General features: G+C 60.3%; 21 protein-coding genes. 6 read left to right on the top strand and 15 right to left on the bottom strand.

The window, feature by feature from the left end:
- Positions 1 to 29: 29 nt before the first annotated feature.
- The 3 genes from K9857_RS22505 to phoB all read right to left on the bottom strand — a co-directional run bounded on the left by K9857_RS22505 (position 30) and on the right by phoB (position 3552).
- The gene (locus K9857_RS22505; RefSeq protein WP_224539440.1) at positions 30 to 1370 is read right to left on the bottom strand and encodes a hemolysin family protein; all 1341 of its coding nucleotides are present in this window, start codon (positions 1368 to 1370) and stop codon (positions 30 to 32) included.
- A gap of 124 nt (positions 1371 to 1494) precedes the next feature.
- Positions 1495 to 2781: a phosphate regulon sensor histidine kinase PhoR gene (phoR, locus tag K9857_RS22500; RefSeq protein WP_263487993.1), complete on the bottom strand. Its 1287-nt coding sequence runs from the start codon at positions 2779 to 2781 to the stop codon at positions 1495 to 1497.
- Between the two features lie 81 nt (positions 2782 to 2862).
- On the bottom strand, positions 2863 to 3552 hold the full coding sequence (phoB, locus tag K9857_RS22495) for a phosphate regulon transcriptional regulator PhoB (RefSeq protein ID WP_034149326.1): 690 nt from the start codon (positions 3550 to 3552) through the stop codon (positions 2863 to 2865).
- A 152-nt stretch (positions 3553 to 3704) separates the two neighbouring features.
- Here phoB and K9857_RS22490 point away from each other — a divergent pair, with 152 nt between their 5' ends.
- Positions 3705 to 4091, top strand: a complete 387-nt coding sequence (locus K9857_RS22490; RefSeq protein ID WP_224539436.1) for a hypothetical protein — start codon at positions 3705 to 3707, stop codon at positions 4089 to 4091.
- 79 nt (positions 4092 to 4170) lie between these two features.
- Here K9857_RS22490 and ubiA read toward each other — a convergent pair whose 3' ends face one another.
- Both ubiA and K9857_RS22480 read right to left on the bottom strand, forming a co-directional pair.
- Positions 4171 to 5061, bottom strand: a complete 891-nt coding sequence (gene ubiA, locus K9857_RS22485) for a 4-hydroxybenzoate octaprenyltransferase (protein WP_224539434.1) — start codon at positions 5059 to 5061, stop codon at positions 4171 to 4173.
- The gene (locus K9857_RS22480) at positions 5061 to 5612 is read right to left on the bottom strand and encodes a chorismate--pyruvate lyase family protein (protein ID WP_224539432.1); all 552 of its coding nucleotides are present in this window, start codon (positions 5610 to 5612) and stop codon (positions 5061 to 5063) included. The genes ubiA and K9857_RS22480 overlap by 1 nt, the downstream gene beginning before the upstream one ends.
- Positions 5613 to 5810: 198 nt before the next feature.
- On the opposite strand from K9857_RS22480, the gene K9857_RS22475 reads away from it, so the two are divergent.
- The 3 genes from K9857_RS22475 to K9857_RS22465 all read left to right on the top strand — a co-directional run bounded on the left by K9857_RS22475 (position 5811) and on the right by K9857_RS22465 (position 7617).
- Positions 5811 to 5978 carry a rubredoxin gene (locus tag K9857_RS22475; RefSeq protein WP_007954349.1) on the top strand — a complete coding sequence of 56 codons (168 nt, stop codon included), beginning with the start codon at positions 5811 to 5813 and terminating at the stop codon, positions 5976 to 5978.
- A 20-nt stretch (positions 5979 to 5998) separates the two neighbouring features.
- On the top strand, positions 5999 to 7147 hold the full coding sequence (locus K9857_RS22470) for an NAD(P)/FAD-dependent oxidoreductase (RefSeq protein WP_224539430.1): 1149 nt from the start codon (positions 5999 to 6001) through the stop codon (positions 7145 to 7147).
- 194 nt (positions 7148 to 7341) lie between these two features.
- Positions 7342 to 7617: an HU family DNA-binding protein gene (locus K9857_RS22465; RefSeq protein ID WP_003213368.1), complete on the top strand. Its 276-nt coding sequence runs from the start codon at positions 7342 to 7344 to the stop codon at positions 7615 to 7617.
- A gap of 97 nt (positions 7618 to 7714) precedes the next feature.
- Here K9857_RS22465 and K9857_RS22460 read toward each other — a convergent pair whose 3' ends face one another.
- From K9857_RS22460 to K9857_RS22415, 10 genes are all read right to left on the bottom strand, one after another.
- Positions 7715 to 9676 carry a DUF4105 domain-containing protein gene (locus K9857_RS22460; protein WP_224539428.1) on the bottom strand — a complete coding sequence of 654 codons (1962 nt, stop codon included), beginning with the start codon at positions 9674 to 9676 and terminating at the stop codon, positions 7715 to 7717.
- Positions 9673 to 9993, bottom strand: a complete 321-nt coding sequence (locus K9857_RS22455) for a DUF2388 domain-containing protein (RefSeq protein WP_224539426.1) — start codon at positions 9991 to 9993, stop codon at positions 9673 to 9675. The genes K9857_RS22460 and K9857_RS22455 overlap by 4 nt, the downstream gene beginning before the upstream one ends.
- A 28-nt stretch (positions 9994 to 10021) precedes the next feature.
- Entirely contained in the window at positions 10022 to 10339 is a 318-nt protein-coding gene (locus K9857_RS22450; RefSeq protein WP_224539424.1) for a DUF2388 domain-containing protein, read from the bottom strand.
- Positions 10340 to 10484: 145 nt separating this feature from the next.
- On the bottom strand, positions 10485 to 10802 hold the full coding sequence (locus K9857_RS22445) for a DUF2388 domain-containing protein (RefSeq protein WP_224539422.1): 318 nt from the start codon (positions 10800 to 10802) through the stop codon (positions 10485 to 10487).
- Positions 10803 to 11110: 308 nt separating this feature from the next.
- Positions 11111 to 11326, bottom strand: a complete 216-nt coding sequence (locus K9857_RS22440) for a DUF1127 domain-containing protein (protein ID WP_077047090.1) — start codon at positions 11324 to 11326, stop codon at positions 11111 to 11113.
- 319 nt (positions 11327 to 11645) lie between these two features.
- Complete coding sequence (locus K9857_RS22435; RefSeq protein WP_224539420.1) at positions 11646 to 13139, bottom strand: acetyl-CoA hydrolase/transferase family protein; 1494 nt, start codon at positions 13137 to 13139, stop codon at positions 11646 to 11648.
- A gap of 214 nt (positions 13140 to 13353) precedes the next feature.
- A complete protein-coding gene (locus tag K9857_RS22430) occupies positions 13354 to 14790 on the bottom strand; it encodes an NAD(P)(+) transhydrogenase (Re/Si-specific) subunit beta (protein ID WP_224539418.1) in 1437 nt (478 codons plus the stop codon).
- On the bottom strand, positions 14790 to 15113 hold the full coding sequence (locus tag K9857_RS22425; RefSeq protein WP_003196446.1) for an NAD(P) transhydrogenase subunit alpha: 324 nt from the start codon (positions 15111 to 15113) through the stop codon (positions 14790 to 14792). The genes K9857_RS22430 and K9857_RS22425 overlap by 1 nt, the downstream gene beginning before the upstream one ends.
- A gap of 15 nt (positions 15114 to 15128) precedes the next feature.
- On the bottom strand, positions 15129 to 16250 hold the full coding sequence (locus tag K9857_RS22420; RefSeq protein WP_224539416.1) for a Re/Si-specific NAD(P)(+) transhydrogenase subunit alpha: 1122 nt from the start codon (positions 16248 to 16250) through the stop codon (positions 15129 to 15131).
- Between the two features lie 436 nt (positions 16251 to 16686).
- Positions 16687 to 17586, bottom strand: coding sequence for a LysR family transcriptional regulator (locus K9857_RS22415; protein WP_224539414.1), 900 nt, complete (start codon positions 17584 to 17586; stop codon positions 16687 to 16689).
- A 158-nt stretch (positions 17587 to 17744) separates the two neighbouring features.
- Here K9857_RS22415 and K9857_RS22410 point away from each other — a divergent pair, with 158 nt between their 5' ends.
- Together K9857_RS22410 and K9857_RS22405 are read left to right on the top strand one after the other, a co-directional pair.
- Positions 17745 to 18926 carry an acyl-CoA dehydrogenase gene (locus K9857_RS22410; RefSeq protein ID WP_175375562.1) on the top strand — a complete coding sequence of 394 codons (1182 nt, stop codon included), beginning with the start codon at positions 17745 to 17747 and terminating at the stop codon, positions 18924 to 18926.
- 12 nt (positions 18927 to 18938) lie between these two features.
- The gene (locus tag K9857_RS22405) at positions 18939 to 20159 is read left to right on the top strand and encodes a CaiB/BaiF CoA transferase family protein (protein ID WP_224539412.1); all 1221 of its coding nucleotides are present in this window, start codon (positions 18939 to 18941) and stop codon (positions 20157 to 20159) included.
- Positions 20160 to 20367: the final 208 nt, after the last annotated feature.

The raw sequence follows: 20367 nt of genomic DNA, 5'->3' as shown, positions 1-20367 counted from the left end.
GGGATCGACTCGGATTAACGCCGGGAAACTCAGTCCAGCATCAACACCTTGGCCAAAATGATCTTCGGACCCTTCATCTTCTTGATGATGATCCGCAAGCCTTCGACTTCCAGCACTTCTTCCTCTTCCGGCACGCGCTTGAGGCTCTCGTAGACCAGGCCCGCCAGCGTTTCCGCTTCGACGTGGTCCAGATCGATCCCCAGCAGCCGTTCGACCTTGAACAACGGCGTATCGCCACGCACCAGCAGTTTGCCCGGCTGGTACGCGAGGATCCCGCGTTCGGCCTTGCGGTGTTCGTCCTGGATGTCGCCGACCAGCACTTCCAGCACGTCTTCCATGGTCAGGTAGCCGATGATGTTGCCGTCGGCCTCTTCAACCACGGCGAAGTGCGAGCCGCCCTTGCGGAACTGCTCCAGCAATTGCGACAGCGGCATGTGCCGGGACACGCGCTCCAACGGACGGGTCAGCTCGGCCAGGTTGAACGACTCCGGAATGTGGTCCAGGGCCGCCAGTTCCAGCAGCAGGTCCTTGATGTGCAGCAGGCCGACGAACTCCTGTCGCTCGCTGTCGTACACCGGATAACGGCTGAACTTGTGGCGACGGAACATCGCCAGGATTTCCTTGAGCGGTGCGTTGAACTCCAGGGTCACCAGGTCTTCGCGGGAGTTGGCCCAGTCGACTACCTCCAGCTCGCCCATTTCCACCGCCGAGGCCAGTACGCGCATGCCCTGGTCGCTCGGATCCTGACCACGGCTGGAGTGCAGGATCAGTTTCAGTTCTTCGCGGCTGTAATGGTGCTCATGGTGCGGGCCGGGCTCGCCTTGACCGGCGATGCGCAGGATCTGGTTGGCGCTGGCGTTGAGCAGGTAGATGGCCGGGTACATGGCCCAATAGAACAGGTACAGCGGCACCGCGGTCCACAGCGACAGCAGCTCGGGTTTGCGGATCGCCCAGGATTTGGGCGCCAGTTCGCCGACCACGATGTGCAGGTACGAAATGATGAAGAACGCGGTGAAGAACGATACCGCCTTGACCACTTCGGGAGAGTCCACGCCCACGGCACTCAATACCGGTTCCAGAATGTGGGCGAAGGCCGGCTCACCGACCCAGCCCAGGCCCAGGGAGGCGAGGGTGATACCCAGTTGGCACGCCGACAGGTAGGCATCGAGCTGGCTGTGTACGGTGCGCAGGATGTGTCCGCGCCAGCCGTGCTGCTCAGCGATGGCCTCGACGCGGGTCGAGCGCAGCTTGACCATGGCAAATTCCGCCGCAACGAAAAAGCCGTTGAGCAAAACCAGGATCAGAGCAAAAAGAATCATGCCGAAGTCGGCGAATATTGTTGCGAGGGTCAAACCAGGGGAAGGGTCCATGATGGAGTTTTGCGGGTTCCGTGTATTCGAAGGATAAGAAAAAAGTGCGCCTGAAAAGGCAGGCGCAAGTCAGCCAATGTAGCGGCTGACTTGGCAATTGCCTAGTGGCCAGTGCTGGCCGGTATCAGTCGGCGGTGCTGATGACCCGGGATTTGCTGACCTGGGCGGGAGCGAAATGGCAGGTAAAGGTACTGCCGTGGCCCGGCACGCTGCTGATTTCCATCCGCGCACGGTGGCGCAGCAGGACGTGTTTGACGATCGCCAGCCCCAGGCCGGTGCCGCCGGTATTGGAATTGCGACTGGAGTCGACACGGTAGAAGCGCTCGGTCAGGCGCGGCAGGTGTTTGCTGTCGATGCCGATCCCGGAGTCCTGCACGCTCAGGTGCGCACCTTGCTCGTCACCCCACCAGCGAATGCGGATGTTGCCTTCGGCCTGGGTGTACTTCACGGCGTTGAACACCAGGTTGGAAAACGCACTCCGCAGTTCCCCTTCGCTGCCCTTGAGCAGGATGGTGGGGTCGGCTTCCAGGGTGATGCGCTGGTTTTTCTGGCCGGACAGCTGCTGCGCATCACTCTTGATCGATTGCAGCAGGCCGTCGATGGCCACCGGCTGGTTGTCCGACGGGTAATCCGTAGCTTCCAGCTTGGCCAGCAACAGCAAGTCGTTGAGCAGGGTCTGCATGCGTCCGCCCTGTTGCTGCATCTGCTGCAGGGCGCGACCCCAGCGCGGGTTCACTTCCTCGACGTTGTCGAGCAGGGTTTCCAGATAACCGCAGATCACCGTCAGCGGCGTGCGCAGCTCGTGGGAAACGTTGGCGATGAAGTCCTTGCGCATCTGCTCCAGCTGATGGATGCGTGTGACATCGCGCACCAGCATAAGGTGTTCGTTGTTGCCGTAGCGGGTGATGTACAGCTGAATGCGCATCCGATCGTTGGTCGGCGAGGGGATTTCCAGTGGTTCGGCGTAGTTGTCCAGCTCGAAGTACTCCTTGAAGCGCGGATGGCGCACCAGATTGGTCACCGGTTGGCCGCTGTCCTGCGGTGTCTTGAGGCCCAGCAGGGTTTCGGCGGCGCGGTTCCACCATTCCAGGTTGCCGTCGGTGTCGAGCATGACGACGGCGTCCTTCAACGCTGCGGTGGATTCCTGGACCCGGTCGATCACCGCTTGCAGACGCCCGCGAACCCGTTGGTCGCGGCGTTGCAGGTGGTAGATGCTGTCGAACACTTCGCCCCACAGGCCGTAGCCATCTGGCGGTGCTTCATCGGGTTTGTGCAGGCGCAGCCATTCATGCAGGCGCAGCAGCTGTTTGAGGGTCCAGGCCAGGTAAATGCCCAGTCCCGCAGCGAGGCTCCAGCCGTAGTAGCCAGTGATCAGGCCAATCACCAGGCAGGCGGTGACCAGCAGCAGCATGTGGCGAATCAGGGTGCCATGCCAGTTTTGATTCACTTGAACGCGCGTCCTTGTCTACTGCAACAGCGGGAGAAATCCGGCTCAGGCCTTGGTAGAGAACCGATAGCCGGTGCCGCGCACGGTTTGTACCAGATTTTCGTAGGCATCGCCGAGGGCTTTGCGCAGGCGACGGATATGCACGTCGACGGTGCGCTCCTCGACATAGACGTTGCCGCCCCAGACCTGATCCAGCAGCTGGCCACGGGTATAGGCGCGCTCCTGGTGGGTCATGAAAAACTGCAACAGACGGTATTCGGTCGGTCCCATTTCCGCAGGCTTGCCGTCGATGGTCACACGGTGGCCGATCGGATCGAGCAGCAGGCCGCCGACTTCAATCGGCGCTTCGCCATCGGTCGGGCCGGCGCGACGCAGTACGGCTTTCAGTCGCGCGACCAGCTCGCGAGGGGAGAAAGGTTTGGTGATGTAATCGTCGGCGCCGACTTCCAGGCCCTGGATCTTGTTGTCCTCTTCGCCCTTGGCGGTGAGCATGATGATCGGGATATCCCCGGTCAGCTCATCGCGCTTCAGGCGTCGGGCCAGCTCGATGCCGGAGGTGCCGGGCAGCATCCAGTCGAGCAGGATCAGGTCCGGCTTGCGGTCAACGATAATGGCGTGGGCCTGCTGGGAGTTCTCAGCCTCCAGGCAGTCATAGCCGGCCATTTCCAATGCAACGGCGATCATTTCGCGAATAGGCGCTTCGTCGTCGACGATCAGAATGCTCCTGCCAACCATGCCTTAATCCTCTTGTCATTTAACTGTCTTGCGCCGCATTAGATAACGGAAATATTGCAGTCGTGTGACAGTATTTTAGTCAGCCTGCGATTGTGGCGAACCTGAACTAAGCTCTAAGTCCGAACCCTGACAACCACAAACGGAAGGTTTCCATGAATCACATTGCTCAATCCTGGAAGGCTCTGCTGGTCACTGCCGCGATAACGCTGCCGACACTGGCGTTTGCTGCCGACCCGGCGATGATGAAAGACGGGATGATGGTCGATCACAAAGGCATGACGCTGTACACGTTCGACAAAGACTCGGGCGGCAAGTCGATGTGCAACGACGAGTGCGCCAAGAACTGGCCACCGATGATGGCCCCTGCTGACGCCAAGGCCGAAGGCAAATGGACCGTGATCAAGCGCGATGACGGCCATATGCAATACGCCTATGACGGCAAGCCGCTGTACACCTTCGTGAAAGACACCAAGCCCGGAGACATGACGGGCGACAAGATGAAAGACGTCTGGCACGTAGTGCACGAATCGCAGAAATAAGTTTTTCTGCAAAAAAAATCGCAGCCTCCGGCACCCTCATGTAGGAGCTGCCGCAGGCTGCGATCTTTTTTTCTGAATCTCAACGCAACGCGTAATCCAGCACAATCCCGACGAAAATCGCCAAACCGGCCCAGTGGTTGTGCAGGAACGCCTTGAAGCAACGCATCCGGTCCTTGCCCCGCGTGTACCAGAACTCCCAGGCAAAGCAGCCCGCGGCCACCGCCAGCCCGAGGTGGAACCAGCCGCCCAGCTCGAATTTCGACCCGGCCAGCAGCAGGCAACCCAATGCCAGGCATTGCAGGGTCAGGATGATCACCCGGTCGGCCTCTCCGAACAGAATCGCCGTGGATTTCACGCCGATCTTCAGATCGTCATCGCGGTCGGTCATCGCGTAATAGGTGTCGTAGCCCACCGTCCACATCAGGTTGGCGATGTACAACAGCCACGCCGCTGCCGGCAATTCACCGGTTTCGGCGGTGAACGCCATCGGCATCCCCCAGGAAAACGCAGCGCCCAGTACCACTTGCGGGTAATAGGTGTAGCGCTTCATGAACGGGTAGCTGAACGCCAGCGCCAGGCCGCCAAGCGACAGCAGGATCGTGGTGGCGTTGGTGCACAGGACCAGCAGGAAGCTCACGCCCATCAGCACGGCAAAGAACACCAGCGCCTCTTTGGAGCTGATCTTGCCGCTGACCAGCGGACGCTGTTCGGTGCGCTTCACATGACCGTCGACCTTGCGGTCCGCCCAATCATTGATCACGCAACCGCCGGCACGGGTCAGCACTACGCCGAGGACGAAAATCACGATGTTGGCCAGAGACGGTGAGCCCTTGCCGGCGATCCACAGCGCCCACAGCGTCGGCCACAGCAGCAGATAAATGCCGATCGGCTTGTCCATCCGCGTCAGCTGAATGAAGTCCCAGGCCCGAGGATTCACGCGATTCAGGGACTTGAGCAGGCTCTGATACATCAGCAGTTCTCCGGGTGGGCGCGGGCGGCGTTCCACAGGGTCGGCAGGAATATTTCGGCCACCAGTACGCTCAACGTGCCGCGGTCGAAGCGTGAACGGCGGCCCCAGAGTTCAGGCGCGCTGACTTCGCCCGGCAGCCATGCTTGAGGATAGTGGCAAACCTCGATGGCGCGGCGCTGGAAGGCGTGATCGCAAAACAGCAGTTCGCCGAGCGAGCGGCTGCCCAGTTCGTCCATGTGCAAGCCGTCGCCCTGCAGCGCGCTGCGTGCCGCGACGCTGCGGGCAAACACCCAGGCCTCGCCATGCCCGCGCAAATACACCTCGCGCACCCAGCCTTCGCTGCCTTCGGCCAGATCCAAGGCGGCGCATTCATCGTCGCGCAGGGTTTGCCAGCCTTCGAACAATGGCGTGACGCTGAAGCCGTCATTCGACAGACGGGTCAGGCGCCGGGTCAGCGATCCTTCGTCGAACAGCCAGTCGAGGGTAAACGGGTCGGGGAGGGGCGTGAGCAGGCTTTGGGGGAGCCAGAGCGGGGATTCTGAGTGGTGCACAATGAGTCAGTATTGGCAGCAAATGAGGCGGCGAGCTTACCATGTCAGGCCATCATATCGAGTGATAAGCCCCCGGTTGCGCCGAACAGGCTTGCATCTGCCGGGCCCCATCAGTACAAAACGCCCTGAGCCGAGCGGCAGCGCTGTATCCATCGACCGTTCGCGCCGGCAACACCTGAACCCTGAGGAACTGATTGAATGAAAAAGTGGCAATGTGTGGTCTGCGGCCTGATCTACAACGAAGCCGACGGCTGGCCGGATGACGGCATTGCGCCGGGCACCCTGTGGCAGGACGTGCCGGAAGACTGGCTGTGCCCGGATTGCGGCGTCGGCAAAATGGATTTCGAAATGATCGAAATCAACTAAGACATCTAAAGGAGTAGGCAATGAACGCACCTGTCGTGATCGTCGGCACCGGCCTTGCGGGCTACAACCTGGCCCGGGAGTTTCGCAAACTCGATGGCGAAACCCCGCTGCTGCTGATTACCGCCGATGACGGGCGTTCCTACTCCAAGCCGATGCTGTCCACCGGTTTCGGCAAAAACAAGGACGCCGATGGCCTGAGCATGGCCGAACCCGGTGCGATGGCCGAGCAGCTGAAGGCTGAAGTCCGCACCCATACCCGCATCAGCGGCATCGATCCTGGCCACAAACGCCTGTGGATCGGTGAGGAAGCGGTCATTTACCGTGACCTGATCCTGGCCTGGGGCGCAGAAACCGTGCGCGTGCCCATCGAAGGTGATGGGGCGGACTGCGTATTCCCGATCAACGACCTGGAAGACTACGCACGCTTTCGTGCGGCCGCCGCCGGCAAGCGGCGGGTGCTGCTGCTCGGCGCCGGCCTGATCGGCTGCGAGTTCGCCAACGATCTGAGCCTGGGCGGCTATGAAGTGGACCTGGTAGCACCCTGCGAGCAGGTCATGCCGACGCTGCTGCACCCCGCGGCGGCCGCTGCGGTTCAGGCAGGGCTGGAGAGCCTTGGTGCGCGCTTCCACCTCGGCCCGGTGCTCAATCGTCTGCAACGGGTTGCCGATGGTCTGGAGGCGCATCTCTCCGACGGCCAGATCATTGCCTGCGACGTGGTGGTTTCGGCCATTGGCCTGCGCCCGCGCATCGACCTGGCCGCCGCGGCGGGTTTGCAGGTCAATCGCGGTGTGATGGTCAACCGTCATCTGCAAACCTCCCACGCCAACATTTACGCCCTGGGCGACTGTGCCGAGGTCGACGGGCTGAATCTGCTGTACGTGATGCCGCTGATGAGCTGCGCACGCGCGCTGGCCCAGACCCTCGCCGGCAACCCGACGGCGGTCAACTACGGCCCGATGCCGATTACCGTCAAAACCCCGGTGTGCCCGTTGGTGGTGTCCCCGCCGCCACGGGGCCTGGAAGGTAGCTGGACGGTGGAAGGACAGGGTGCTGACATCAAGGCGCTTTGCCGCGATGCCGGTGGCAAGCTGCTCGGCTACGCCCTGACTGGCACGGCGGTGATGGAAAAACTGGCCCTGAACAAAGAGCTTCCGGCACTGCTGGCGTAAATGCCGGTCGTTCTGTCGGAATAACCCTCAAAATGCCCTGAGAAAGGCCGTATCGATACTGGCGCGGCTGTGCGGTGCGTGCCATCCTCACACCCGTCTGCCGCAGAGTAGAGCATCTGCGGCGCCTTGGGCGCTGCTCCAGAGAGAGCAGCACGGACATAACAACAACAAACCGTCAAAGGGGCTTCACTAATATGCGTAAACCAGAACTCGCCGCAGCCATTGCGGAAAAAGCAGACCTCACCAAAGAGCAGGCCAACCGCGTTCTCAACGCCGTTCTCGAAGAAATCACCGGCGCCCTGCACCGCAAAGACAGCGTGACGCTGGTAGGTTTCGGCACCTTCCTGCAACGCCACCGCGGCGCCCGCACCGGCAAAAACCCGCAAACCGGTGAGCCGGTCAAGATCAAGGCCAGCAACACCGTTGCGTTCAAGCCAGGCAAGTCGTTGAAAGACAGCGTCAATCCGTAATTTTCACCCCCGACCCAAGTAGCGGGGGGAGCGGAATGAAAAATGGGCACGCCAACCAAGGTTGGGTGCCCATTTTTTGTGCAGGCCTTTCAGGTCCTCACGGCAACTCGATCCCGCCCGATGCCTTGTGCAGTTCGCGCAGATGTTCGCCGATCTGCTTCACGTTGGCTTCGTTGGCCGCCATTTCAGCGGCACGCTCCGGCTCGAGCAGGGCTCGCACTTCCTTGTCCAGTTCACCGCTGAGCACCTGTAGCTGTTTCTGGCGCTCGCTGCTTTCCGATTCCAGGTTTTTCCATTCATTGGGTTGCGGCAATCCATAGCCGCCACTGTCGAGCAGTTCCGCCGGACGGCTCAAGAAGCCGCTGCTGGCGAGAATGTCCTTCAAGGTCTGATTGGCTTTGTCCATGCCACCGTTTTTCAGCTCCCGGGCGCCCAGGTAACGCTGTTTCACTTCGTCCTGGGCCAGCAGCAACTGTTGGCGGAAACTCGCCTGCTCCAGCAGGAGCAAAGCGGCGCTGGCGCGCAAGTCAGCCTGGTCGAACCACTGGCGCCGATCCTCGGCTTTCAGTTCCAGCCATTGCTCCACTGTGTCCTGCTTGATCGGCAGACGCTTTTTCAACACCTCGAACATCGCCTGGTAGCGCTCGCGGAAGGAGTCGAAGCGATAACCCAGGCGCAGGGCTTCGCGAGGGTCGTCCAGCACGCTGGTATCGGCCAGGCCGCGGCCTTTGAGCACTTCGAGCAGGCCGTTGGGCATGATGTTGTCCAGGGTGACCAGCTTCGAATTGTTGGTACCACCGCGCAGCAGCTTGAGTTCCTCGACCGCGCAATTGTTGGACAGGAAGAAGTAGTTGCCGTCGTAGCTCCAGTGCATTTCGGCGGCGCGTTCCACCGTGTCCTCGATTTCGCTGCGCGACAGGTTCAGCGGCACCGAGGCCAGGCTGCGCAGTTCGGTCTTGGTGTATTCATCGATGACTTGCGCCAAAGGCAGCACGAACAGGCGAGACGGGTACTTGCCCACCAGACCGTCCCAACTCGACAGCTGTACGTCACCGACGAAGGCGCGGTAGGACAGCACCAGATGCTGGTCCAGATCGAGCCGGCAATCCGGGCCGCGCGGACGCCCCGGTTTGCAGATCACCAGCCGCAACATGCTGTGGCCCCAACGACTGACCCAGTTCTGGTTGGCCTCGGCCAGCAGATAGTCGACGGCATACACCCGCTCCGGGTCGACCTGACCCAGCGGCGTCTTGGCGAAATCATTACCGGCATTGAGGAACGCGTAGGTCTTGCTGCAGGTGTCCTTGGCGGCAGGTGCCCAGCCGAAGTGTTCCTTGTAATAGCGATACAGCGAGGGGCGGCGGCAGGCGTAGCTCGGATCGAGGAGGAAGTACTCCATGTTCACCGCGACGAATTCCTTGGGGCTGCTCGTCTCGTAGATGTCCGGGCTGCGCGCGATCTGGCGGTTGTGCTGTTCGCGCTCGCCGCGACGGCCGACGTATTGCTGCCAGCCGGCGAGGTCCAGCAGGCGCGGATCGTCGCTGAGGGTGAAGCGCCGACCGGACTGTCCGCGGCATTCATCGGCAATGCCCACCAACCCCGAGTTGCTTTCCTGGCGGGTGCAGCGTTGGATCAATGTGCGCTGCGCCTTGGGCCACAGGCGCGAACGGTCGTAGATGTGAGTCAGCTCGTGCAGAACCGTGGCGAGCATTTCCCGGCGCACGGTGCCGTGGGGGCGGTAGGTCTTCTTGGTCGCCGCCGTACCGTCCGCGAGGCTGGCCAGCAGCTTGCGATTCAGATCGAGTTCGGACACCAGCGACGCCTGGCCATAGGCGTTGGCGGGCATGTCGTCGGTCCAGCCGACATCGATGCGTCGGTCGAGTTGCTCGATGAAGCGCGGTGGCAGCGCTTGCATGGCTTCATCGAGCAGTGCCTGGCTGGCTTGCTGTTGGGAAGGGGTCAGGCCGTCAGTCTTGAGATGCAGCTCAAGGCCGGCGTGGGCGCTGCTGCCGATCAGCAACAGCGTCCCGGCCAGCAGCCAGGCGAATGCAGGCCTCACAGTGCAAGGATGGCTTCGGCGAGATCCTGATCACTTGCGTCGCGGGCTTCCGGAACGCGGGTGCGCAACATGTCGAGGGCTGCTTCCAGATGAGCGCCGCGGATGTCGCCGTTGGTGGCGACGAAACTGGCGGCGTCGTCCTGGGCCTCGCGAACCAGTTTCGAGTCGCGGATCGAAGTGGTGGTATCGGATGTGAAATCGAGCGTGCGCTGGGTGGCACGAATGAGGATGTTACTGGTGGCGACCAGGGTATGAGCCTGGGCCACGTCGGCCAATAGCAGCAGGCCTAGGGTGGCGGCGATCAGCGGATTACGCATGGAACAACTCCGGAAGAATCTGGGATATCTATTGGACGAGAATTGCCTGCGCCAGTTCAAGGTCGCTGGCATGAAGTTTTGACTGGGTCTGGCGCAGATAACGCAAGGCCGACTCCAGTTGCGCGCCTCTCAGTTGGCCGTCGCTGGCGATGAACGCCGCGGCGTCATCCCGGGCGGCGAGCAGCATTTTATGGTCGAAGGGCGCGGCGGTCACCATGCTGGTGGCATATCCGCTGACCACGGTGCCCTGAGTCGACAGATTGAAGGCGTCGAAGGCGTGGGCGGGACCTGAACAGATGGCTGCGAAAAGTGCAGTGGTGCGAAGCAGATTCGAGGGCGAACGCATAAGACTCGATGGTTGAACGTGGACACACTGTAGGAGCGAGCTTGCTCGCGATGGTCGTCAACGATTACGCGGGGTGACTAAGTGCCCGCGGCGTCTGGTCGTCCATCGCGAGCAAGCTCGCTCCTACAAGGTTTGGAGGCGTGGCTTAGATCGTCAGGATCGCCTGGGCCAGTTGTGCGTCGGTTGCGTTGAGCTGTGGCGCCTGGTGGCGGATATGGTCCAGCGCACTTTCCAGTTTCACGCCACGGATGGTGCCTTCGCTGGCGACGAAGCTCGCGGCGTCGTCACGGGCCGCGAGCACGATCTTGTCATCATGGAACGAGGAAGTGACATCGGAAGTGGCATCGGAGGTGGCTTTGAGTGCACCGACGACGGCATCGGTGGTCACGATGAAGCTGGTGGCGTTGGCATTTGCAGCCACGGCAAGCAGAGCGGCAGCGCTGAGCAGACGAAGACGGGACATGGGTGTAACTCCTCTGTAAAGCCGACGGTAAGGGTGGCGCAATGTCTGGGACAGGCTTCGCCACGGTCCTGGGTTGATAGTAGGCCCGTGGACGAGTTCGCGACAATCCGCTGATGTGAATCAGCGTCAAGACGCAATCAGTCTAGCGCTATAACTGTTCAGGTGTAATTGAATTTGTATGGAACTGTACTGGTGGTGATTTTTTGAGCTCTGAAATGACAAAGCCCGTCGTGGTTTCCCACGACGGGCTTTGTTTTTTCAATTCGGTGCTGGCGGTGGACCTTGAGGTCAGGGCCAGCGACGCTTACTTAGCGCCAGAACGGCTTGCTCAGCTCTTCGTAGCGTTGTGCTTCGCTGATACCGGCGTCAGCCAGCAGACGCGAATCCAGACGAGCCAGTTGGTGGCGGCTGGAGATGCGGCGTTGCCACAGCATCAGGTTGGCGATAACGCGCAGAGGCATGGAAGCCTGGGTTTTTGCAGCAGTGTCTTGAAAGAACAGATCGGAACTGAGTGTACGTTCCATGGTTTTCATCCTTCCGCTTATGGCGGGATTAGGTAGTGGCTTAACTGGTGCCCATGATCCTCTTGTTTGCCTAGCCTCTGTAGATACAGTTCATCTGTATTGTGAGGGCTCAGTTAACTGTTTATAGGGGGTGTACTGGTCTAAATTGAGGCAACTGTACCTGTCTGCATCATTATGGTGCGATTTTGCAGTTTAGGTCGGTGAGCGTAGGGATTTTCCGTAGGAAAAGACCGGTACAGCAGTACAGTTTTTGACGGATTACTGCTCTAAGAGAATCAGCTGACGAAACTGTGTTTGCGCCAGCTGTTCTCCTGCCTATTTATAGGGCGAGCATGCGACCGGTTTCTTCCAGGTTCATGTGCCAACTCAGGGCATCGCGCAGGATGTGCGGCGTGTGTCCACCCAGGGCGCAGGCGGCGGTGAAGTAGTCATTGAGCGCCTGGCGGAAATCCGGGTGCACACAGTTGTCGATGATCGCCCGGGCGCGCTCGCGAGGCGCCAGGCCGCGCAGGTCCGCCAGACCGACTTCGGTCACCAGAATGTCGACGTCATGCTCGGTATGGTCGACATGGCTGACCATCGGCACCACGCTGGAAATCGCGCCGCCCTTGGCGATCGACTTGGTCACGAAGATCGCCAAGTGCGCGTTGCGCGCAAAATCCCCCGAGCCGCCGATTCCGTTCATCATCCGCGTGCCGCAGACGTGGGTGGAGTTCACGTTGCCATAGATGTCGAACTCAAGCGCCGTGTTGATGCCGATGATGCCAAGGCGACGCACGACTTCGGGGTGGTTGGAAATTTCCTGCGGGCGCAGCACCAGCTTGTCCTTGTAGCGCTCCAGGTTGCCGAACACATCAGCGTTGCGCCGGCTCGACAGGGTGATCGAGCTGCCCGAAGCAAAGCTCAGCTTGCCGGCGTCGATCAGGTCAAACGTCGAGTCCTGCAACACTTCGGAGTACATCGTCAGGTCTTCGAAAGGCGAATCGATCAGGCCGCACATCACCGAGTTGGCGATGGTGCCGATCCCGGCCTGCAGCGGGCCGAGCTTGTTGGTCATGCGCCCGGCGTCCACCTCCTGCTTGAAGAAGCCGATCAGGTGATCTGCGATGGCCTGGGTTTCGGCGTCTGGCGGCAGCACGGTGGAGGGTGAGTCGGCCTGGTTGGTGACAACGATCGCGACAATCTTCTCCGGCGGGATCGGAATCGCGGTGCTGCCGATGCGATCTTCGACCTTGACCAGTGGAATCGGCGTACGGGTCGGACGGTAGGTGGGGATATAGATGTCGTGCAGGCCTTCGAGATTCGGGTTGTGCGCCATGTTGATCTCGACGATCACGTGTTTGGCGAAAATCGCGAAGCTGGCCGAGTTGCCCACGGAAGTGGTCGGCACGATATGACCCTGCTCGGTGATGGCCACTGCTTCGATGACCGCGATGTCCGGCAGTTTCAGTTGCTGATTGCGCAGTTGCTCCACGGTTTCCGAGAGGTGCTGGTCGATGAACATCACTTCGCCGGCGTTGATCGCCTTGCGCAGGGTGTTGTCGACCTGGAAAGGCATGCGTCGCGACAGTACACCGGCTTCGGTGAGTTGCTTGTCCAGGTCGTTGCCCAGGCTGGCGCCGGTCATCAGGCTGATCTTCAGCGGCGTAACCTTGGCTCGCTCAGCCAGTGCGTGGGGAACGGCCTTGGCTTCGCCGGCGCGGGTGAAGCCGCTCATGCCGACGGTCATGCCGTCTTCAATCAGAGCGGCAGCCTCGGCGGCGCTCATCACTTTATCCAACAACGAAGGCAGGCGAATACGGTCACGGTACATGGATTGTTATCTCGGGTAACGGGTAGCAGGAAGCGCAGTCTATTGAATTTCGCGCAGGCCTGTCCCGCTACCAAGGTCGCAAAAGAGCCGTCTATTCCGGGCCTTTCAAGCAAAACACCATTACCGGATCAGTAACAAAGCGCTGGTTTGTCCGACGATTTGCGCAAACAAAAACGCCCCGACAGGTCGGGGCGTTTTCGCAAGGCATCGAGGGTTACTCGACAGCTTTCACCATGTCTTCGATGACCTTTTTAGCGTCGCCGAACACCATCATGGTTTTGTCCAGATAGAACAGTTCGTTATCCAGACCGGCATAGCCGCTGGCCATCGAGCGCTTGTTGACGATGATGGTCTTGGCCTTGAACGCTTCGAGAATCGGCATGCCGGCAATCGGCGATTTCGGATCGTTCTTGGCGGCCGGATTGACCACGTCGTTGGCGCCGAGCACCAGCACCACGTCGGCCTGGCCGAACTCGGAGTTGATGTCTTCCATCTCGAACACCTGGTCGTAAGGCACTTCGGCCTCGGCCAGCAGTACGTTCATGTGCCCCGGCATACGGCCGGCTACCGGGTGGATCGCGTACTTCACGGTCACACCGCGATGGGTCAGCTTCTCGGTCAGCTCCTTCAACGCGTGCTGTGCACGGGCCACCGCCAGGCCGTAGCCCGGAACGATGACGACGCTGTCGGCGTTGGTCAGCAGGAAGGTTGCGTCGTCGGCCGAACCGGATTTCACCGGACGGGCTTCTTTCGAACCACCAGCGTCACCCGCATCGGCGCTGTTGCCGAAACCGCCGAGCAGGACGTTGAAGAACGAACGGTTCATCGCCTTGCACATGATGTACGAGAGGATCGCACCGGAAGAACCTACCAGCGAGCCCGCGATGATCAGCATCGAGTTGTTCAGCGAGAAGCCGATACCCGCCGCTGCCCAGCCGGAGTAGCTGTTAAGCATCGACACCACCACCGGCATGTCGGCGCCGCCGATCGGGATGATGATCAGCACGCCCATGACGAAGGCCAGGGCCAGCATCAGCGCGAACGCCGTGAGGTTGCCGGTGAACATGAAGGTCAGGCCGAGAGCCAGTGTCGCCAGGCCCAGTACCGCGTTCAGCTTGTGCTGGCCAGTGAACTGTACGGGTGCGCCCTGGAACAGACGGAACTTGTACTTGCCAGATAGCTTGCCGAAGGCGATCACGGAACCGGAGAAGGTGATTGCACCGATGGCGGCGCCGAGGAACAGCTCCAGACGGTTACCCGCCGGAATCGAATCGCCCAGGTGTTTGACGATGCCCAGCGATTGCGGCTCGACCACGGCCGCGATGGCAATGAACACCGCCGCCATACCGATCATGCTGTGCATGAAGGCGACCAGTTCCGGCATCTTGGTCATTTCAACGCGCTTGGCCATGATCGAACCGGCGGTGCCGCCGATCAGCAGGCCGACGATCACGTAGCCGATGCCGGCGGTGGCCAGTTCAGCGCCCAGCTTGTAGATGAGGCCGACAGTGGTAAGGATCGCCAGCGCCATGCCGAGCATGCCGAACAGGTTGCCGCGACGCGACGTGGTCGGGTGCGACAAGCCCTTGAGGGCCTGGATGAAACAGATCGACGCGATCAGGTAAAGCGTCGTTACGAGGTTCATGCTCATTACTTCGGCGCCTCTTCTTTTGCGGCTTTCGGGGCTTTTTTCTTGAACATCTCAAGCATGCGGCGAGTGACCAGGAAGCCACCGAACACGTTGACCGCTGCCAGGGCCACGGCCAGGGTGCCCATGGTTTTGCCCAAAGGCGTCACGGTCAAAGCGGCTGCCAGCATGGCGCCGACGATCACGATCGCAGAGATTGCGTTGGTCACCGCCATCAAAGGCGTGTGCAGCGCAGGCGTAACGTTCCAGACCACGTGGTAACCGACATAAATCGCCAGCACGAAGATGATCAGGTTGTAGATACCGGGGGAGATAAGCTCTTCCATCGTCTGAATCCCTGCTTAGGCGTTTTTGCGGATGACTTGGCCGTCGCGGCACATCAGGCACGCGGCGACGATGTCGTCTTCGAGGTTGATCTCGAACTGGCCTTCCTTGGTGAAGACCAGTTTCAGGAAGTCCAGCAGGTTGCGGGCATACAGCGCCGAAGCATCGGCTGCCACCGCACCGGCCAGGTTGGTCGGGCCAACGATGGTCACGCCGTTTTCGACGACCACCTGGTCCGCCACTGTCAGCGGGCAGTTGCCGCCCTGGGCCGCGGCGAGGTCAATGACCACCGAGCCAGGCTTCATCTGTGCCACGGTTTCCGCGCTCAGCAGCGTCGGCGCCTTGCGGCCCGGGATCAGTGCGGTGGTAATGACAATGTCTGCCTGCTTGGCGCGCTCGTGCACGGCCACGGCCTGACGCTGCATCCAGCTTGCCGGCATGGGACGCGCGTAACCGCCGACACCGACGGCACATTCACGCTCTTCATCGGTCTCGTAAGGCACGTCGACGAACTTGGCGCCGAGGGATTCGATCTGCTCTTTTACCGCAGGGCGTACGTCCGACGCCTCGATCACCGCACCCAGGCGTTTGGCCGTGGCGATCGCCTGCAGGCCAGCCACGCCGGCGCCGAGAATCAGCACGCGCGCCGCTTTCACGGTGCCCGCGGCCGTCATCAGCATCGGCATGAAACGAGGGTAGTAGTGAGCGGCCAGCAGCACGGCCTTATAGCCTGCGATGTTGGCCTGTGAGGACAGTACGTCCAGGCTCTGGGCGCGCGAGGTACGTGGGGCCGCTTCCAGCGCGAACGCGGTAATGCCGCACTCGGCCATTTTGGCGATGGTTTCATTGCTGAACGGGTTGAGCATCCCCACCACAACGGTACCACGCTTGATCAGCGCCAGTTCGTTGTCGTTGGGTGCCACCACTTTGAGAACCAGCTCGGCCCCAAACGCATCATTGGCGCTGCCAATGGTTGCGCCCGCCGCTTCATAGGCACTGTCGACAACGCTGGCGTTAATGCCGGCGCCGCTTTGAACAGTGACCTTATGGCCCTGGCTGATCAGCTTCTTAATGGTTTCCGGGGTAGCAGCAACCCGTGTTTCACCCGTCTGGGTCTCAAGAGGAACACCAATGTGCACGTCAAATCTCCTGCGTGATCTTATTAAGTAAACCCATGCACTACGGATGGTGCGGCTGGGGCGGCCGATCAGCACGATCCCGCCAAATCTGGGCGGGGCGCGGCATTTTGCAGGCGAACTTTGCGCCCTTTCAAGGGATTATGGCGCGTGACGCAAAATTAACTACAAGTCATCCCGTGACCGAATGTCGCACCGATTCGGTTCGAGCCCTTACGGGACGTGACTTGCGAGCATTTTCGGCAGAAATAAAGTTTTTTCGCATCGGCCATATGAATGATGCTGCATCGCGCCTGAATACAGGCTCAAAGCCATGTATTCTGGCGCTTGTGGGACGTTTGTACTGCTTGGAAGTACAGTCTTCGAATATGCGACAAATACTTATATCTGTAGGGTTTTAATTTTGCTGACTACGAGGTCAGTAAACGGCTGAGTCCCTTTATTCTTCGATGCTGTAGCTGTGCGCCTGGTTGACCAGCCAATCCCGAAAAGCCCTCAAAGACGCCGATTCGACCTTTCGCTCGGGAATCATCAGGTAATACGCCTTGATGCTGGAGAGCGCCTGGGGGTTGGCAATCACCAGTCGTTTCTCGGTCAATTCACGCTGAATCAGGAACGGTGGGATCAAGGCGATCCCCATGTCGTGCATGGCCGCTTGGGCGAGCATGGAGAATAGCTCGTAACGGGGACCTGTCATGTCGCGAGGGACATTCAGCTGCTGCGAATCGAACCATTGCCGCCAGGCGTAGGGGCGGGTGGTTTGTTGCAGGAGGGGGAGTTCGGCGATTTGAGCGGCGCTCAGGTGAGTGTTTTTGCCCAGCAGGCCGGGGCTGCAGACGGGCAGTGGGTGTTCGCCCATCAGGCGATGGGATTCGGTGCCCGACCAATCGGCGTCGCCGAAATAGATCGCCGCATCGAAGTCGGTATCGGCGAACAGGAAGGGGCGGGTGCGGTTGGTCAGATTGACCGTCACTTCCGGATGTTTTTGCTGGAAGTCTTTCAGTCGGGGCAGCAGCCATTGGGTGCCGAAGGTGGGGACCACCGCCAGTTCGATCACGTTGGTGCCTTGTTGGCCCATCACCGAGAGGGTGTCGCGCTCAACCGCATCGAGTTGGGTCGCCACCCGGCGGCTGTAGGAAAGACCGGCTTCCGTCAGTTTCACGCCGCGCCGCGAGCGTCGGAACAGTTCGACATTGAGAAACTCTTCGAGGCTGGCGATCTGCCGGCAAATCGCTCCCTGGGTCAGGGAAAGCTCCTGTGCCGCCTTGGTAAAGCTCTCGTGGCGCGCGGCCGCTTCAAAGCTGATCAGGGCGGTTGTGCTGGGGATCTTTCTGCGCATGTACGTCAATCTCACTAATACATCGCACAATTTGCGGTCTGCGACGTTTCGGAGTGAGAAATTAGCACAACAGTATGCGAAATCCTCGTTTGCCCGGATTGCGAACCCGGCCTAGGATCAATCCCACGTTATTTGACCCGTTTCGAGAGGACACACTCATGGCCGGTAAAGCTAGCTTCAACTGGATCGATCCCCTGCTGCTGGATCAACAGCTCACCGAAGAAGAGCGCATGATCCGCGACACCGCCGCTCAGTTCGCCCAGCAAAGCCTCGCGCCGCGCATTCTCGAAGCGTTCCGTCACGAAAAGACCGACCCTGCGATCTTCCGCGAAATGGGCGAAGTGGGTCTGCTCGGCGCGACCATTCCAGAGCAGTACGGCGGCAGCGGCCTGAACTACGTCAGCTATGGTCTGATCGCCCGTGAGGTCGAGCGTATCGATTCCGGCTATCGCTCAATGATGAGCGTGCAGTCCTCGCTGGTGATGGTGCCGATCAACGAATTCGGTACCGAAGCGCAGAAACAGAAATACCTGCCGAAGCTGGCGTCGGGCGAGTGGATCGGCTGCTTCGGTCTGACCGAGCCTAACCACGGTTCCGATCCGGGCGCGATGATCACTCGTGCACGCAAAGTGGAGGGCGGCTACAGCCTGACCGGCAGCAAGATGTGGATCACCAACAGCCCGATCGCCGATGTGTTCGTGGTCTGGGGCAAGGACGACGCGGGCGACATCCGTGGCTTCGTTCTGGAGAAAGGCTGGAAAGGCCTGAGCGCTCCGGCGATTCACGGCAAGGTCGGCCTGCGCGCCTCGATCACCGGCGAGATCGTCATGGACAACGTGTTTGTTCCTGAAGAGAACATCTTCCCGGATGTCCGCGGCTTGAAAGGTCCGTTCACCTGCCTCAACTCTGCACGTTACGGCATTTCCTGGGGCGCGCTGGGCGCGGCCGAATTCTGCTGGCACACCGCTCGCCAGTACACCCTGGATCGTCAGCAGTTCGGTCGCCCATTGGCTGCCACTCAACTGATCCAGAAGAAACTGGCCGACATGCAGACCGAGATCACCATGGCGCTGCAAGGCTGCCTGCGTCTGGGTCGCATGAAAGACGAAGGTACTGCTGCGGTCGAAATCACTTCGATGATGAAGCGCAACTCCTGCGGCAAGTCCCTGGATATCGCGCGCATGGCCCGTGACATGCTGGGCGGCAACGGTATCTCGGACGAGTTCGGCGTCGCTCGCCATCTGGTCAACCTGGAAGTGGTCAATACCTATGAAGGTACCCATGACGTCCACGCGCTGATCCTCGGTCGCGCGCAGACTGGTCTTCAGGCGTTCTATTAATAGGAGAACGCCATGGGCGCGCTTTCGCATCTGCGGGTACTGGATTTATCGCGAGTACTGGCCGGGCCGTGGTCCGGACAGATTCTTGCGGACCTTGGCGCTGAAGTGATCAAGGTCGAGCGTCCGGGCAATGGCGATGACACGCGCGCCTGGGGTCCACCTTTCCTTAAAGACGCCTATGGCGAAAACACCAGCGAGGCCGCCTATTACCTGTCGGCCAATCGCAACAAGCAATCGGTGACGATCGACTTCACGCGTCCGGAAGGGCAGAAGCTGGTGCGTGATCTGGCGGCCAAGTCCGACATTCTCATCGAGAACTTCAAGGTTGGCGGGCTGGCAGCTTATGGGCTGGACTATGAATCGCTGAAGGCCATCAACCCGGATCTGATCTACTGCTCGATCACCGGATTTGGCCAGACCGGCCCCTATGCCAAGCGCGCGGGTTATGACTTCATGATCCAGGGGCTGGGCGGTCTCATGAGCCTCACCGGTCGACCTGAGGGTGATGAGGGCGCGGGGCCGGTGAAGGTCGGCGTGGCGCTGACCGACATTCTGACGGGGCTTTATTCGACCGTCGCGATCCTGGCCGCGCTTGCGCATCGGAATCAGGTGGGTGGTGGGCAACATATTGATATGGCATTGCTGGATGTCCAGGTGGCGTGCCTGGCTAACCAGGCGATGAACTACCTCACCACGGGCAATGCTCCCAAGCGTCTGGGCAATGCTCATCCGAATATCGTGCCTTATCAGGATTTTCCTACGGCGGATGGCGACTTCATTCTTACCGTGGGTAATGACGGGCAGTTTCGCAAGTTTGCGGAAGTCGCCGGACAGCCGCAGTGGGCGGATGATCCGCGGTTTGTGACCAATAAGCTGCGGGTAGCGAACAGGGCGGTGCTGATTCCGCTGATTCGCCAGGCAACGGTGTTCAAGACAACCGCTGAATGGGTGGTGCAGTTGGAGCAGGCAGGGGTGCCGTGTGGGCCTATCAATGACCTGGCGCAGATGTTTGCCGATCCACAGGTCAAGGCGCGTGGTTTGGCGATCGAGCTGCCCCATGCCTTGGCTGGGATGGTGCCTCAGGTGGCGAGTCCGATTCGATTGTCCGAGACGCCGGTTGAGTATCGTCGTGCTCCTCCGCTGTTGGGCGAGCATACGCTGGAGATTCTGCAGCGGGTGCTGGGGCTGGATGCCGGGGCGGTCGCGGCGTTCAAAGAGTCTGGCGTGCTCTGAGGTTTCCCTTCTATATAGACAGGCTGGGTTTGCTCCTCCTTATTGAAGGAGGGGCAGGCTGTTTTCTACCGCCTGTAACTTATTGAAAGAAAACTGAAATTAACTGTTGACGGCAGATTTCAGATCTCTATAATTCGCCCCACTTCCGGCGCAGTCGAAACGGAAAACTCCTTGATAATCAACGAGTTAAGCAAGTTTCGATGGGCAG

Origin of the sequence: Pseudomonas sp. REP124 (assembly GCF_020164475.1) — a bacterium.
Taxonomy (GTDB): Bacteria; Pseudomonadota; Gammaproteobacteria; order Pseudomonadales; family Pseudomonadaceae; genus Aquipseudomonas.
This window is presented reverse-complemented; position numbering and strand designations above follow the sequence as displayed.

Excerpts from the sequence above, each read along its gene's own strand:
- K9857_RS22470 (WP_224539430.1), top strand. The coding sequence starts at position 5,999 with ATGAACGCACCTGTCGTGATCGTCGGCACCGGCCTTGCGGGCTACAAC.
- phoR (WP_263487993.1), bottom strand. The coding sequence starts at position 2,781 with ATGCTGCTGCTGGTCACCGCCTGCCTGGTGATTGGCCTGATCACTGGC.
- K9857_RS22435 (WP_224539420.1), bottom strand. The coding sequence starts at position 13,139 with ATGTACCGTGACCGTATTCGCCTGCCTTCGTTGTTGGATAAAGTGATG.
- K9857_RS22455 (WP_224539426.1), bottom strand. The coding sequence starts at position 9,993 with ATGCGTAATCCGCTGATCGCCGCCACCCTAGGCCTGCTGCTATTGGCC.
- K9857_RS22415 (WP_224539414.1), bottom strand. The coding sequence starts at position 17,586 with ATGCGCAGAAAGATCCCCAGCACAACCGCCCTGATCAGCTTTGAAGCG.
- ubiA (WP_224539434.1), bottom strand. The coding sequence starts at position 5,061 with ATGTATCAGAGCCTGCTCAAGTCCCTGAATCGCGTGAATCCTCGGGCC.
- K9857_RS22440 (WP_077047090.1), bottom strand. The coding sequence starts at position 11,326 with ATGGAACGTACACTCAGTTCCGATCTGTTCTTTCAAGACACTGCTGCA.
- K9857_RS22465 (WP_003213368.1), top strand. The coding sequence starts at position 7,342 with ATGCGTAAACCAGAACTCGCCGCAGCCATTGCGGAAAAAGCAGACCTC.
- phoB (WP_034149326.1), bottom strand. The coding sequence starts at position 3,552 with ATGGTTGGCAGGAGCATTCTGATCGTCGACGACGAAGCGCCTATTCGC.
- K9857_RS22410 (WP_175375562.1), top strand. The coding sequence starts at position 17,745 with ATGGCCGGTAAAGCTAGCTTCAACTGGATCGATCCCCTGCTGCTGGAT.
- K9857_RS22445 (WP_224539422.1), bottom strand. The coding sequence starts at position 10,802 with ATGTCCCGTCTTCGTCTGCTCAGCGCTGCCGCTCTGCTTGCCGTGGCT.
- K9857_RS22405 (WP_224539412.1), top strand. The coding sequence starts at position 18,939 with ATGGGCGCGCTTTCGCATCTGCGGGTACTGGATTTATCGCGAGTACTG.
- K9857_RS22490 (WP_224539436.1), top strand. The coding sequence starts at position 3,705 with ATGAATCACATTGCTCAATCCTGGAAGGCTCTGCTGGTCACTGCCGCG.
- K9857_RS22505 (WP_224539440.1), bottom strand. The coding sequence starts at position 1,370 with ATGGACCCTTCCCCTGGTTTGACCCTCGCAACAATATTCGCCGACTTC.
- K9857_RS22450 (WP_224539424.1), bottom strand. The coding sequence starts at position 10,339 with ATGCGTTCGCCCTCGAATCTGCTTCGCACCACTGCACTTTTCGCAGCC.
- K9857_RS22475 (WP_007954349.1), top strand. The coding sequence starts at position 5,811 with ATGAAAAAGTGGCAATGTGTGGTCTGCGGCCTGATCTACAACGAAGCC.
- K9857_RS22430 (WP_224539418.1), bottom strand. The coding sequence starts at position 14,790 with ATGAGCATGAACCTCGTAACGACGCTTTACCTGATCGCGTCGATCTGT.
- K9857_RS22425 (WP_003196446.1), bottom strand. The coding sequence starts at position 15,113 with ATGGAAGAGCTTATCTCCCCCGGTATCTACAACCTGATCATCTTCGTG.